Source organism: Streptomyces sp. R818, from assembly GCF_056172735.1.
The window spans coordinates 154665-168874 of record NZ_JAOCNE010000006.1; the positions used below are offsets into that span (position 1 = coordinate 154665).

Consider the following 14210-nt stretch of genomic DNA (forward strand, 5'->3'; position numbering starts at 1 on the left):
GACCATGTTAACGGGCGGTTTCGCCCCCTGTGCCCAGCCAGCCGGCGAGCTTTCCGCCGTGCGCGATGGCGCGCAGCCGGGCCTCGGCCGCGTCGCGCACCGGGTCGGTGGCCACGACCAGGAGTTCGTCGCCGTGGCGCAGCACGGTGGTGGGTGACGGGACGAAGGAGGCGCCCTCGCGGACGACGAGGGTGACGGCGGAGCCCTTGGGCAGCCGCAGCTCGCCGACCTCCACGCCGTGCATGCGCGAGCCGTCCGGGACGGAGACGGACAGCAGGTGCCCGCGCAGTCGCTCCAGGGGCGCGGACTCGATGGAGGTCGGCGGCGGCGTCCGAGGAGCCCAGGCGCAGCTTCCTGGCGAGCCAGGGCAGCGTGGGGCCTTGGACGAGCGTGTAGACGACGACCAGGACGAAGACGATGTTGAAGATGCGGCGGCTGCCCTCGACGCCGGTCACCATCGGGATGGTCGCCAGGATGATGGGCACGGCGCCGCGCAGTCCCGCCCAGGACATGAGGGCCTGCTCCCGCCAGGGGATGCGGAAGGGCGCCGTGCTGAGGATCACCCCGAGCGGGCGGGCGACCACGGTGAGGACGAGGCCGATGAGGAGGGCGGGCACTATGTCGTCGGCCAGTTCGTGCGGCGTGACGAGCAGTCCGAGCAGGACGAACATGCCGATCTGCGCGATCCAGCCGAGCCCTTCGGCGAAGCCGCGCGTGGCCGGCCAGTGCGGCAGCTTGGCGTTGCCCATGACCATGGCGGCCAGGTAGACGGCGAGGAAGCCGCTGCCGTGGGCCATGGCGCCCGCGGCGTAGGCGACGGTGGCGATGGCCATGACGGCGATCGGGTAGAGGCCGGAGGCGGGCAGCGCGACATGGCGCAGGCCGTAGGAGCCGGCCCAGCCGACCGCGAGGCCTATCGCCGCGCCGATCGCGAGCTCCAGGGCGATCTCGCCGACGAGGACGTACCAGTGTTCGACCGGCCCTGCGGCCGAGAAGGCGACGACGAGGATGACGACAGGGGCGTCGTTGAATCCGGACTCCGCCTCCAGGACGCCGGTTATGCGCGAGGGGAGCGGCACCTTGCGCAGGACGGAGAAGACGGCCGCGGCGTCCGTGGAGGAGACCACCGCGCCGATGATGAGGGCCTGGTGCCAGTCCAGGCCGACGAGGTAGTGCGCGCCCGCCGCCGTCACCCCCACGCTCACCGCGACTCCGACGAGCGACAGGGCGGCGGCCGCCGGGAGAGCCGGTTTGATCTCCTTCCACTTCGTGCCCAGGCCGCCTTCGGCCAGGATCACGACGAGGGCCGCGTAGCCGATGACCTGCGTCATCTCCGCGTCGCTGAAGGAGACGTCGCCGACGCCGTCCTGGCCCATGGCGATGCCGATGCCCAGGTAGAGGAGCAGGCTGGGCAGCCCGCTGCGCGAGGAGATGCGCACCGCGGCGACCGCGACGAGCAATACGAGAGCGCTGACGAGCAGGAGCTGGTTGAGGTGGTGGACAGTCAGGGGCCGGTCCTTCCGCGAGGGGCGCCGCAAGGGGGGATCAGGTACTTCGTTACCTTACCTAATCGTTAACGCTTTCTTGACGCCCGGCCGACGGATGGCCCCCCGGTTCCTGACTCCGCGTCCGGGCCCGCACCGCACTGCTCGTATGGTTGCTCCAGCCAGCCGCTAGCGAAGGACAGCAAGGATCGCGATGCCCTCCACTACGAACGCCTCTGCCGGTCGCCAGTCCGGCAAGAAGAAGGGGCGCCGAGCCCGACTGCTCGTGATCGTCCTCGTGTTGGCCGTCGTCGCGGGCATCGGATACGGCGCCTACTGGGGCGTGGACAGCGTGCGCGCGTCCTTGCCGCAGACGACCGGCTCGGTCAAGATCGACGGCCTCAAGGGCCAGGTGCAGGTCAAGCGGGACGGCTACGGCATCCCGCAGATCTACGCCTCCTCGGACGAGGACCTGTTCACGGCGCAGGGCTTCGTCCAGGCGCAGGATCGGTTCTACGAGATGGACGTGCGCCGCCACACGACCTCCGGCCGCCTCTCCGAGATGTTCGGCAAGGGGCAGGTGAAGACGGACGAGTTCCTGCGCACCCTCGGCTGGCAGCGGGTGGCGCAGAAGGAGTACGACACCAAGCTGTCGCCCGAGACGAAGAAGTACCTCCAGGCGTACTCCAAGGGCGTCAACGCCTACTTGGCGGGCAAGAGCGCCAAGGCGATCTCCGCGGAGTACGTCGCGCTGGGCTTCGAGAACGACTACAAGCCGCAGAAGTGGACCCCGGTCGACTCCGTGGCCTGGCTGAAGGCGATGGCCTGGGACCTGCGCGGCAACATGCAGGACGAGATCGACCGTTCGCTGATGACGAGTCGCCTCACCGCGAAGCAGATCAAGGACCTGTACCCCGAGTACCCGTACGACCGGAACAAGCCGATCGTGCAGGAGGGCGCCTACAACAGCGCCACGGGCACGTACGACGACTCGGCGTCCAGCACGGGCACGGGCACGGGCGACGGTACGGGTACGGGCACAGGGACCGGCACCGGCACGGGGACTGGCACGGGCACTGGTACCGGAACAGGCACCGGCGGCACCGGCACGGGCGCAGGAACCGGCACAGGCACCAGCACCGCCGGTACCGGCCTCACGGGCGGCACAGGCGCCCCCAGCGGCTTCCAGAGCCAGCTGGGCGGCCTCGCAGACGTCCTGGACCAGATCCCCGACTCCGCGGGCCTGGGGCCCAACGGCAACGGCATCGGCTCCAACTCGTGGGTCGTCGGCGGCAAGCACACCATCACCGGCAAGCCGCTGCTCGCCAACGACCCGCACCTCGCGCCGCAACTCCCGTCCGTCTGGTACCAGATGGGCCTGCACTGCACGAGCGTCTCCGCCAAGTGCCAGTACGACGTCGCGGGTTACACCTTCGCGGGGATGCCCGGCGTCGTCATCGGCCACAACGCGGACATCTCCTGGGGCCTGACCAACTCGGGCGCCGACGTGACCGACCTCTACCTGGAGAAGTTCCAGAACGGCGGTTACCTGTACGACGACAAGACGGTCGCCTTCAAGACCCGCCAGGAGGTCATCAAGGTCGCCGGCGGCGCGTCCAAGACGATCACCGTCCGCGAGACCAACAACGGCCCGCTCCTGTCGGACCGCAACGACGAGCTCGTCAAGGTCGGCAAGAAGGCCCCGGTGGGCACCACGGCGCCGGACCGCGGCGACGGCTACGGCATGGCGCTGCGCTGGACCGCGCTCGACCCGGGCAACACCATGGACGCCGTCTTCGAGATCGACAAGGCGAAGAACTGGACCGAGTTCCGCAAGGCGGCCACGAACTTCGAGGTGCCCTCGCAGAACCTCGTCTACGCCGACACCGAGGGCAACATCGGCTACCAGCTCCCCGGCCGCATCCCCGAGCGCGGCGAGGGCGACGGCTCCCTGCCGTCGCCGGGCTGGACCTCGAAGTACAAGTGGACCGGCTACCTCGACCAGGACGAGCTGCCCTACGAGTACAACCCCAAGCGCGGCTACATCGTGACCGCCAACCAGGCGGTGGTCGGCAAGGACTACCCGTACACGCTCACCACGGACTGGGGCTACGGCACCCGCAGCCAGCGGATCACCGACCTCATCAAGTCGAAGATCGACGGCGGCGGGAAGATCTCCACCGACGACATGCGGCTCATGCAGATGGACAACAGCAGCGAGATCGCCAAGCTGCTCGTGCCCAAGCTGCTCAAGATCGACGTCAAGGACAAGTACGTCCGCGAGGCGCAGCAGCTCCTGGAGAACTGGGACTACACCCAGAACCCGGACTCGGCGGCGGCCGCGTACTTCAACTCCGTGTGGCGCAACGTGCTGAAGCTCGCCTTCGGCAACAAGCTGCCCAAGGAGCTGCGCGTCGAGGGCCAGTGCCTGAGCGTCACGCCGGTCGACAACACCGGCCCGGCCGACGAGGACCGCAAGGTCCGCGAGTGCGGCCAGCGCGACGCGCACTCGGCGCAGCCGGACGGCGGCGACCGCTGGTTCGAGGTCGTCCGCAAGATCATCAACGATGAGAAGAACGACTGGTGGCAGACGCCGGGCAACCGCAACAACAAGGCCACCGCCACCCGTGACGAGCTGCTCGCGCGTGCCCTGAAGGACGCCCGCTGGGACCTGACGGCCAAGCTCGGCAAGGACATCGACACCTGGAGCTGGGGCCGCCTGCACAAGCTGGAGCTGAAGAACCAGACCCTCGGCACCGAGGGCCCGGGCTGGCTGCAGTACGTACTGAACCGCGGTCCGTGGAAGCTCGGCGGCGGCGAGGCGGCCGTCAACGCGACCGGCTGGAACGCGGCCGGCGGCTACGGCGTCGACTGGGTGCCCTCCATGCGGATGGTGGTCAACCTCGCCGACCTCGACAAGTCCAGGTGGATCAACCTGACCGGCGCCTCGGGCCACACCTACAGCGCGCACTACACGGACCAGACCGACAAGTGGGTCAAGGGCGAGCTGCTGCCGTGGAACTTCACGGAGAAGGCCGTCGGCGACAGCACGTCGGACACGCTGGTGCTGCAGCCGTAGAGCGGCGGCGACAACGCGAAAGGGCCTCCACGCGCGCGTGGAGGCCCTTTCGCACACCTGGCCCCAGACGGAGCCGCACATCTGGTCCTAGGTGAAGCGGCGCGCCCCCGACGGCGTCACCACGGCGTGCACCGCCTTGTCGTGCGCCTCCTCCGGGACGTGCGCGACCACTTCGGTGTCGTGCAGGAGCACGACGAGTGCGGGGCGTGCACCGGCCGATTCCAGCCGGGCGAGGACCCGGTCGTACGAGCCGCCGCCCCGGCCGAGCCGCATCCCGCGCGCGTCCACGGCGAGCCCCGGCAGGAGCACGACATCGGCCGCCAGGACCGCGTCGGGACCGAGCCGTTCGCCGCCCGGCTCCAACAGCGCGATCCTGCCCGGGTGTTGGACCTCGACGAGCGAGGAGGGGCCGTCGTACACGCCCCAGTCCAGGTCGTTGTCGTCCAGGAGCACCGGCAGCAGCACCCGCGTCCCGCGCGCGCGGAGCGCGTCGATGAGGGGCGCGGTGCCCGGCTCGCCGCCCACGGAGACGTACGCCGCGACGGTGCGGGCCCGCGCCAGCTCCTCGACCTCGAACGCCCGCTCCGCGAGGGCCAGCTCCGTCGCCCGCACGTCATCCACCGGCAATGTGTTCCTCACCGCGAGGAACTTTCGTCGCAATGTGCGCTTGTCAGGGTGAGCGCCACGCGGGTTGTCTTGATGTGGGCTCATAGCCACCTCACAAACCTCTCCTATTGCATCCATATATGTACCTACACAGCGGAACGACAGTTTCCGCCCATAGGCGGCAGATATGGTGACGGGCATGACTGACTCGCACCCCAGGATCACCAAGGCTGTCATCCCCGCCGCGGGCCTCGGCACCCGGTTCCTGCCCGCCACGAAGGCGACTCCCAAAGAGATGCTTCCCGTGGTCGACAAGCCGGCGATCCAGTACGTGGTCGAAGAGGCCGCCTCCGCGGGGCTCGACGACGTCCTGATGATCACCGGCCGGAACAAGCGCCCTCTCGAGGACCACTTCGACCGCAACTACGAGCTGGAGAACGCCCTGCAGAGGAAGGGCGACGCCGCCCGCCTCGCGAAGGTCCAGGAGTCCAGCGACCTGGCGACCATGCACTACGTGCGTCAGGGCGACCCCAAGGGCCTCGGCCACGCGGTGCTGTGCGCCGCCCCGCACGTCGGCCGCGAGCCGTTCGCAGTCCTTCTCGGTGACGACCTGATCGACCCGCGCGACCCGCTGCTCGCGCGCATGGTCGAGACCCAGGAGCGCCATGGCGGCAGCGTCGTCGCCCTCATGGAGGTGGCGCCCGCGCAGATCGGCCTCTACGGCTGCGCCGCCGTGCAGTGCACCGAGGACGACGACGTCGTCAAGGTCACCGGCCTCGTGGAGAAGCCCGACCCGGCCGACGCCCCCTCCAACTACGCGGTCATCGGCCGCTATGTCCTGGACCCCGCCGTCTTCGACATACTGCGCAAGACCGAGCCGGGCCGCGGCGGCGAGATCCAGCTCACCGACGCGCTCCAGCAGCTCGCCGCCGACGAGAAGATCGGCGGCCCCGTGCACGGCGTCGTCTTCAAGGGCCGCCGCTATGACACCGGCGACCGTGGCGACTATCTGCGTGCCATTGTCAGACTCGCGTGCGAACGTGAAGATCTGGGCCCGGACTTCCGGACCTGGCTCCGCAGTTACGTCACCGAGGAGATGTAGCACTTTGAGCAGCGCGACCACCCCGTCCCACAGCGGGTCGAACACCGGCAGCCAGCACCTCTGGTCGGTGGGCGAGCACCTGGCGGACATCCTCAGCACCGTGCACCCGCTCGACCCCATCGAGCTGCAGATCCTCGACGCGCAGGGCTGTGTGCTCGTCGAGGACGTGACGGTCCCGGTCTCGCTGCCCCCGTTCGACAACAGCTCGATGGACGGATACGCGGTGCGCGTCGCCGACGTCGCCGGGGCGAGCGAGGAGTTCCCCGCCGCGCTCACCGTCATCGGTGACGTCGCGGCGGGCCAGGCCGAACAGCCCACCGTCGGCCCCGGCGAGGCCGCCCGCATCATGACCGGCGCCCCGCTGCCCCCGGGCGCCGAGGCCGTCGTCCCCGTGGAGTGGACCGACGGCGGGCTCGGCGCCGGCCCCGCCACCACGATGTCCGCCCACGCGAGCGCCCCCGAGGGCGCCTCCGGCGAGGTCCGCGTGCACCGACCCGCCGACGCACGCGCACACGTACGCGCGCAGGGCAGCGACGTCCGGGCGGGAGACCGCGCCCTCAGCGCCGGCACGGTCCTCGGGCCGCCGCAGATCGCCCTGCTCGCCGCCATCGGCCGGGGCACCGTACGCGTACGCCCGCGCCCGCGCGTGGTCGTCGTCTCCACCGGCAGCGAACTCGTCCAGCCCGGCGAGCCGTTGAGCCCCGGCCAGATCTACGACTCCAACAGCTTCGCCCTCACCGCCGCCGCCCGCGACGCCGGAGCCATCGCCTACCGGGTCGGCGCGGTCGCCGACGACGCCGAGACGCTCCGCTCCACCATCGAGGACCAGCTGATCCGCGCCGACCTCGTCGTCACCACCGGCGGCGTCAGCGTCGGCGCCTACGACGTCGTCAAGGAGGCCCTCTCCGCGGTCGGCGACCCCGACGAGGAGGGCGGCATCGGCGCGGGCAGCGGCGTCGACTTCCGCAAGCTCGCCATGCAGCCCGGCAAGCCGCAGGGCTTCGGCTCCGTCGGCCCCGACCACACCCCGCTGCTCGCCCTGCCCGGCAACCCGGTCTCCTCCTACGTCTCCTTCGAACTCTTCGTCCGGCCCGCGATCCGCGCCCTGATGGGCCTCGACGACGACACCGCGCGGCGCACCACGCGCGCGGTGCTGAGCGCCGACAAGGCGCTCACCTCCCCGCAGGGCCGCCGCCAGTTCCTGCGCGGCGCCCACGACGAGGAGGCGGGCACGGTCACCCCCGTCGGCGGCTCCGGCTCCCACCTCATCGCGGCGCTCGCCCAGGCGGACGCGCTGATCGTGGTGGACGAGGACGTGACGAGCCTGGAACCGGGCACGGAGGTGGCCGTCGTCCGCCTCGGCTGACCGGCCCGGCCCGCCCGTTTTCCCGGGCCCCGCGATACCGTGTCGCGCACAGGCAGTCCGGCGCGCCGCACCGCGCACGGCTCGGATCGGGAGCGCCACAGCACCATGAGCACTTCGCAGGACCGACTCACGCAGGACCGACTCACCCACATCGACGAGGCGGGCGCGGCCCGCATGGTCGACGTCTCGGAGAAGGACGTCACCGCGCGCACCGCCCGCGCCAGCGGCCGCGTCCTCGTCTCGCCGCGCGTGGTCGAGCTGCTGCGCGGCGAGGGCGTCCCCAAGGGCGACGCCCTCGCGACGGCCAGGATCGCCGGGATCATGGGCGCCAAGCGCACCCCCGACCTGATTCCGCTCTGCCACCCGCTCGCGGTCTCCGGCGTGAAGCTGGACCTGTCCGTCGCCGACGACGCCGTGGAGATCCTCGCCACCGTGAAGACGACGGACCGTACGGGCGTGGAGATGGAGGCCCTCACCGCGGTCTCCGTCGCCGCGCTCACCGTCGTCGACATGGTCAAGGCCGTCGACAAGGGCGCGGTCATCACGGACGTCCGCGTCGAGGAGAAGACGGGCGGCAAGTCCGGCGACTGGAACCGCGAGGCCCGGGCATGACGCAGACCTACCGCGCCCTCGTCGTCACCGCCTCCAACCGCGCCGCCGCCGGCGTCTACGCGGACAAGGGCGGCCCCCTGATCGCCGATGCCCTGCGCGATCTCGGCTTCGAGGTGGAGGGTCCCCAGGTCGTCCCGGACGGCGACCCCGTGGAGGCGGCGCTGCGGGCAGCGGTCCAGGCCGCGTTCGACGTCGTCGTCACCACCGGCGGCACCGGCATCTCGCCCACCGACCGCACCCCCGAGGCCACCGCCCGCGTCATCGAGTACGAGGTGCCTGGCATCCCGGAGGCGATCCGCGCGTACGGGCGCGAGAAGGTGCCCACCGCCGCGCTCTCGCGTGGCCGCGCCGGGGTCGCCGGGCGCACACTCATCGTGAACCTGCCGGGTTCGAGCGGCGGGGTGAAGGACGGTCTCGCCGTCCTCGCGCCGCTGCTCACCCACGCCGTCGACCAACTCCGCGGCGGCGACCACCCGAGACCTGCCACCGGTCCTGCCGCCGGACCCGCCTCCGGTCCTGCCGCCGGACCCGCCACCGGTCCGGAAACCGCGCCCGACGCCCGACCTCACACCGACCCCGACGCCCGGCCCGACGCCGGACGAGGCGCCGGACCCGCCACCGGTCCGGACACCGCGCCCGACGCCAGACCTCACACCGAACCCGACGCCCGGCCCGACGCCGGACCCGACGCCGGACGAGGCGCCGGACGAGGCGCCGGACCGGACACCAAACCCGACACCAGACCCGACACCAGACCCGACACCAGACCCGACACCCACGAAGCCGGGGGTGCGCACTGAACAGCCCGTCCTGGCCCGTCGTCCTGGCGGAGGGCGATGTCGTCCTCCGCCCCATAAAGGTGCGCGACCAGCGCGCCTGGCGTGAGGTCAACCGCCGCAACCGCGACTGGCTGCGCCCGTGGGAGGCGACCATCCCGCCGCCCACCGCGAGCGGCCCCGTCTCGCACCGCCCCACCTACCGCCAGATGGTCCGCCATCTGCGCTCGGAGGCGAACGCGGGGCGGATGCTGCCGTTCGTCATCGAGTACCAGGGCGTCCTCGTGGGCCAGTTGACGGTCGCCGGGATCACCTGGGGCTCGATGTGCTCGGGCCACGTCGGGTACTGGGTCGACCAGGGCGTGGCCGGGCGCGGGGTGATGCCCACCGCCGTCGCGCTCGCCGTCGACCACTGCTTCCGCACGGTCGGCCTGCATCGCATCGAGGTCTGCATTCGCCCGGAGAACGGGCCGAGCCGCCGCGTCGTGGAGAAACTCGGATTCCGCGAGGAGGGACTGCGGCCCCGCTATCTGCACATCGACGGCGGCTGGCGCGACCATCTCGTCTTCGCGCTCACCGCCGAAGAGGTCCCCGAAGGGCTCCTTCGCCGATGGCGGCGCGGACGGCGCGGAAACCCCGCAGGTCCGGCCGGTTCCAGCGCCGTCGACCCGGGCGCACCCTCAAAATAAAATAAACGTTCGAATTACCCTCCTGCGGTGCTCAGATCATTGAATTCGCGCCCGCGGCGGGCGGTTGATCGCATCAGTCGGAAAAAATGCTCGAAATATCAGGCAGATCGTGCGACACACCGGCTCAATTGGCGGATGGCTCCCCGTAAACCCCTCTACGGTGTGAGGCGTGAGCAGCAGCGGCCTCATCTACGCAGTCATCGTCGGGGCCTGGGCCGCCTACTTGGTGCCGATGTGGCTCCGTAGGCAGGACGAGCTGAACGAAGCCCGTCCGACGGAACGCTTCAGCACCGCCATCCGACTTCTGTCCGGACGAGCGGGCATGGAGCGCCGGTACGCCAAGGACCTGCAGGCGCGCTCCCCGGAGACGGACGAGCGGCCCCCGGCCGACCCGGACGCGCCCACCGACGCGGTGGACGTCCGGGCCCTCGGCGTACCCCCGGCCGTACCGCCGGTCACCACGCGACAGCGCCCCGAGCCCGCCCGCGCGCCCGAACCCCAGCCGGAGCCCGCCGCCGATCCTGTCGCCGAGCCCGCCGCCAAGTCCCGCCCCGCGCGCACCACTTCCGCCGCCGAGGCGCAGGCGCGGGCCCGCCGCACCAAGGTGCTCGCGCGCAGACGCCGTACGACCGTGCTGCTCTTCGTCGCCTTCACCGCGGGCGCCGTCGTCGCCGGGGTCGGCGGTGTCGCGTTCCTGTGGGCGCCCGTCGCACCCGCGCTGCTGCTCAGCACCTACATCGTCTACCTGCGCGCCCAGGAACGACGCCGCTTCGCCTACGTCATGGACCGCCGCCGCGCCGAGATCGCCGCCCAGCACCTGCGCGAGCGCCAGCCGCGCCGCCGCCGGCCCGCCGCGCAGCGCGGCGCCGCCGACGACCTGGAGGACGGCCCAGACACCGAGGTGGGCACCGATCCCGGCCTGGAGGCGCTCGCCGCCGACCGGCGCGCCCTCGTCGAGCAGACCGACCACGCCGAGTGGGTCGACCAGCAGCGCGAGCGCCAGCGCCCGCCCGGCGCCGGGGAGAGCTGGGACCCCGTCCCCGTGCCGCTGCCCACGTACGTGACCGCGCCGGTCGCCCCGCGCGCGGGCGGCGGTGTCGACTACGGCGCCCTCGAGACGTGGTCCGCGGCCCGCTCCTCCGCCGCCGAGCAGACGGCGCCCGAGCCGCCGCAGGAGCAGCCCGCCGACGACGGCCGCAGCGACGCCCGCCGCGCCGCCTCCGCACGCCGCTCCCGCGAGCGCGGCCGCACGCCGCTCTTCGACCAGTACGACGACGGCGCCGACGCCGGGGCCCGTCGCAGGGCCGCCAACGAGTGACCCGGCTGACCAGCCCGGAAGCGATTTTGGAGCACCCGGGTGAGGGTGCTAGAGTTTCACTCGTTGCAAGGGCCTGTGGCGCAGTCTGGTAGCGCACCTCGTTCGCATCGAGGGGGTCTGGGGTTCAAATCCCCACAGGTCCACCGCAATTGAGAACCCCGCCGGGAAACCGGCGGGGTTCTTGCTTTGTGCCTTCGCGATGGCGGGGCGACCGCTGTGACGGTCACCACACCACCACCGCCTAGAGCCGCCTAGAGCGCCTTCGCGTAACAGCGGCTCAGCTCCTCGAAGCGGTACAGGCCGAACTTGGCGCACTCCTCGTACCCGCTCGACACGTACAGCGCGATCGCCTCCGGCTGCTTCGTGCCCGTCTCCAGGACCATGCGCCTGCGGCCCGCCGCGCGGGCGTCCGCCTCCAGGGCCGCCAGGATCCGGCGGGCCAGGCCCAGGCCGCGCGCCTCCGGTGTGACGTACATGCGCTTCAGCTCGGCGTCGCCGTCCGCGTACGCCTCCTCGTTCGCGTCCTGGGCGCGCCAGCCGCCGGTCGCGAGGGGCGTGCCCGCCTCGTCGTACGCGATCAGGTAGAGGCCCTGCGGCGGGGTGAACATCGTCGGGTCGAGCGGTGTGATGTCGCCCTCGTCGCCGTAGCGCTCCGCGTACTCGAGCTGGACGCGGTCGTTCAGCGCGACCGCGTCGGGGTGGCCGTAGGACACGGTGCGCAGGGCTATCGCCGGGGCCGGGGAGGTCTGGATACTCATGCGTGTGATCGTATCTCTATGCTTGTAGGGGCGATGTACTTGTTCAGTGTGCCGGTACCGTGGCCCGGTGCTGACTGTGACCACCGTGAACGTGAATGGGCTCCGCGCCGCCGCCAAGAAGGGCTTCGTGGAGTGGCTCGCCGCCACCGAGGCCGACGTCGTCTGCCTCCAGGAGGTCCGCGCCGAACCCGGGCAGCTGCCCGCCGAGGCGGGCGCCCCCGAGGGCTGGCACGCCGTGCACGCGCCCGCCGCCGCCAAGGGCCGGGCCGGTGTCTCCCTCTACACCCGCCGCGCCCCCGACCACGTACGGATCGGCTTCGGGTCCGAGGAGTTCGACACCAGTGGCCGCTATGTCGAGGCCCACCTGCCCGGCGTGATCGTCGCCAGCCTCTACCTGCCCTCCGGCGAGGTCGGCACGGAGCGCCAGGACGAGAAGATCCGCTTCATGGACGAGTTCCTCACCTACCTCAAGGATCTGCGCGTCCGCGCCGCCGCCGACGGCCGCGAGGTCGTCGTCTGCGGCGACTGGAACATCGCCCACACCGAGGCCGACCTCAAGAACTGGCGCGGCAACAAGAAGAACTCCGGCTTCCTGCCCGAGGAGCGCGAGTGGCTGAGCCGGGTGTACGACGCGGCCGACGGCGGCTACGTGGATGTGGTGCGGGCGCTGCATCCGGGGGTGGAGGGGCCGTACTCGTGGTGGTCGTACCGGGGGCGGGCCTTCGACAATGACACAGGGTGGAGAATTGACGTCATCGCGTCAACTCCCGGGTTGGCCACCAAAGCGATCAAGGCCTACGTCGAGCGTGCTGCCACCCATGAGCAGCGTTGGTCCGACCATGCGCCGGTGACGGCGGTCTTCGAGCAGTAGGCGAGGGGCGCGCAAGGCGGGACGTCGGCGTCGAGCGAGCCGAGCGCCCCGCCTTGCGTGGCATCAGGCCGTCGGGACCGCGGTGCTCTGAGGTGCCCCCATCGTGAAGGTCAGGCGTGCTGTGTCCGGCCCCGAGAGACGTGTGCTGTCGCCGCCGCAACGGCCCTTCGTGACAGTGACGCGCACTCCGGCTGCCAGGAGGTCCGTACGACTCGCCGATCCGCTCACACCTGTCGCCCTTCGATAGCCATCGAGCACGTAGTCTTCCAGCCAGTCCGACCTCATAGCTGCCGCGGCCTGGCACCGCAGACCGTTTGCCGCGGCGGCACATACGTAGTCGCCGTACGTTTGGGTTTTTCGCGTCCTGTAGTACATGCGGCCACCGCATCCGCCGCAGTGTGCGACTCGCGTCAGGAGCCGGGGTTGCGGCATGCGGGACTGCCTGGTTCCGCTTGACCGTGCCGTCAGGATGTCCTGGAGGGCGAGGAACTCGCTCTCGTCCAGTACGGGTGCGCCGATCAGGACCGGGCGACCGTCCCCGTCGAGGACCGAGTGACCTCGGTGAATGCGGTGCCCCATCAGCGACGGGGAGCGCAGCACCTTCGACAGCGTTCCGGACGTCCACCTGAACTTCTCGAAGGTGCGCCCGTGCCGGACGCCGCCCGTGGGGCGCCCCTGGGACAGGGCGTGGCGGTCACGGGGAACCAGAGCGTTCACCTCGTTGAGGCCGCGGGCGATGGACATGAGGGACTCCCCGGCGTAGACGCGATCCAGGATGACGCGCAGCAGTGCAGTCGCCTCCGTGTCAGGGGTGAGACACCAGCCGCTTCCGGAGGGGTGAGGGGCTTTGCGGTAGCCGAAGGGGACAAGACCGCCGGCGTACCGGCCGGACGCGCGCAGAGCTTCGTGGGCGCCGGTCAGGCGGGCGGAGATGGCACGTGCCTCGTGCTCGGCGGCGCCGGCGAGTTCCATGCACCGTCGGACGACTTTGCCGTCCGCCAGGGGCGGGACGACGAGAGGGTGCGGTTCTTCCGGCATGGCGAACACGAGCGTCGTCGCGTGCTCCTCCGCCCAGGCGAGCAACTCCGACATGTGGGTGAGAGAGCGCACGGCACGGTCGACGTGTGACCACACGATGGCTTCGTACTCCTCGGGCCTGCGCAGCCATGCGGAGAGCGACGGCCGTTCGAACGGGGACGTCTTTCGTGCGGAGACTCCGAGATCTGCTGCCACGGCGATCAGGTCGAGACCCAGGTGCTGCGCGCCTCGCTCCACGGCGGCGCGTTGCCTGCCGGGTGACGTGGTCGCCTTGGTGACGTTGCTCAGTCGTAGGACTCCGAGGGCTCCTGGGGGCTTGTTGAGAATCTGATCGGACCGTGTCGGACGGGAGTTATGCTCGGACATGTCGGTACTCCTGGGGAGTGTCGGCCGTGCCCCGGGGCTGGTCGGACAGCCGCCGGGGTTTTGTTGTGACAACTCTGATGACACGGATGGGCCTCGGGGTTCGAACAGGCGTCATGTACCTCGAAGGTGTGAGCACTCGAACGGC

General features: G+C 71.0%; 10 protein-coding genes, 1 tRNA gene and 2 pseudogenes. 9 read left to right on the top strand and 4 right to left on the bottom strand.

The genetic code is table 11. The features are described from left to right. Positions 1-7: 7 nt before the first annotated feature. Positions 8-1508, bottom strand: a pseudogene (locus tag N5I75_RS17110) (potassium/proton antiporter). A gap of 190 nt (positions 1509-1698) precedes the next feature. On the opposite strand from N5I75_RS17110, the gene N5I75_RS17115 reads away from it, so the two are divergent. Next, a complete protein-coding gene (locus N5I75_RS17115; RefSeq protein WP_476678457.1) occupies positions 1699-4563 on the top strand; it encodes a penicillin acylase family protein in 2865 nt (954 codons plus the stop codon). Positions 4564-4650: 87 nt separating this feature from the next. Here the strand turns inward: N5I75_RS17115 and N5I75_RS17120 are convergent, their stop codons facing one another. Continuing rightward, positions 4651-5274, bottom strand: a complete 624-nt coding sequence (locus tag N5I75_RS17120; RefSeq protein ID WP_476678459.1) for a 5-formyltetrahydrofolate cyclo-ligase — start codon at positions 5272-5274, stop codon at positions 4651-4653. Between the two features lie 94 nt (positions 5275-5368). Between N5I75_RS17120 and galU the strand changes: the two genes are divergently transcribed. From galU to N5I75_RS17155, 7 genes and pseudogenes are all read left to right on the top strand, one after another. Next, positions 5369-6271, top strand: a complete 903-nt coding sequence (galU, locus tag N5I75_RS17125) for a UTP--glucose-1-phosphate uridylyltransferase GalU (RefSeq protein WP_476678461.1) — start codon at positions 5369-5371, stop codon at positions 6269-6271. A gap of 4 nt (positions 6272-6275) precedes the next feature. Further along, entirely contained in the window at positions 6276-7637 is a 1362-nt protein-coding gene (gene glp / locus N5I75_RS17130) for a molybdotransferase-like divisome protein Glp (RefSeq protein ID WP_476678462.1), read from the top strand. A gap of 105 nt (positions 7638-7742) precedes the next feature. Continuing rightward, the gene (gene moaC / locus N5I75_RS17135; protein ID WP_476678464.1) at positions 7743-8249 is read left to right on the top strand and encodes a cyclic pyranopterin monophosphate synthase MoaC; all 507 of its coding nucleotides are present in this window, start codon (positions 7743-7745) and stop codon (positions 8247-8249) included. After that, positions 8246-8749, top strand: a pseudogene (locus N5I75_RS17140) (MogA/MoaB family molybdenum cofactor biosynthesis protein); the annotation flags it as partial. The gene moaC and the pseudogene N5I75_RS17140, both read left to right, overlap by 4 nt. Before the next feature lie 296 nt (positions 8750-9045). Then, complete coding sequence (locus tag N5I75_RS17145) at positions 9046-9714, top strand: GNAT family N-acetyltransferase (protein ID WP_476679519.1); 669 nt, start codon at positions 9046-9048, stop codon at positions 9712-9714. A gap of 169 nt (positions 9715-9883) precedes the next feature. Beyond that, the gene (gene sepX, locus N5I75_RS17150; RefSeq protein ID WP_476678466.1) at positions 9884-11032 is read left to right on the top strand and encodes a divisome protein SepX/GlpR; all 1149 of its coding nucleotides are present in this window, start codon (positions 9884-9886) and stop codon (positions 11030-11032) included. Between the two features lie 69 nt (positions 11033-11101). Next, positions 11102-11175, top strand: a tRNA-Ala gene (locus tag N5I75_RS17155). A 108-nt stretch (positions 11176-11283) separates the two neighbouring features. On the opposite strand, the gene N5I75_RS17160 is transcribed toward N5I75_RS17155, so the two are convergent. Beyond that, positions 11284-11790 carry a GNAT family N-acetyltransferase gene (locus N5I75_RS17160; protein WP_476678468.1) on the bottom strand — a complete coding sequence of 169 codons (507 nt, stop codon included), beginning with the start codon at positions 11788-11790 and terminating at the stop codon, positions 11284-11286. 46 nt (positions 11791-11836) lie between these two features. Between N5I75_RS17160 and N5I75_RS17165 the strand changes: the two genes are divergently transcribed. After that, positions 11837-12661: an exodeoxyribonuclease III gene (locus N5I75_RS17165; RefSeq protein WP_476678470.1), complete on the top strand. Its 825-nt coding sequence runs from the start codon at positions 11837-11839 to the stop codon at positions 12659-12661. A 63-nt stretch (positions 12662-12724) separates the two neighbouring features. Here N5I75_RS17165 and N5I75_RS17170 read toward each other — a convergent pair whose 3' ends face one another. After that, the gene (locus N5I75_RS17170) at positions 12725-14065 is read right to left on the bottom strand and encodes a recombinase family protein (protein WP_476678472.1); all 1341 of its coding nucleotides are present in this window, start codon (positions 14063-14065) and stop codon (positions 12725-12727) included. Positions 14066-14210: the final 145 nt, after the last annotated feature.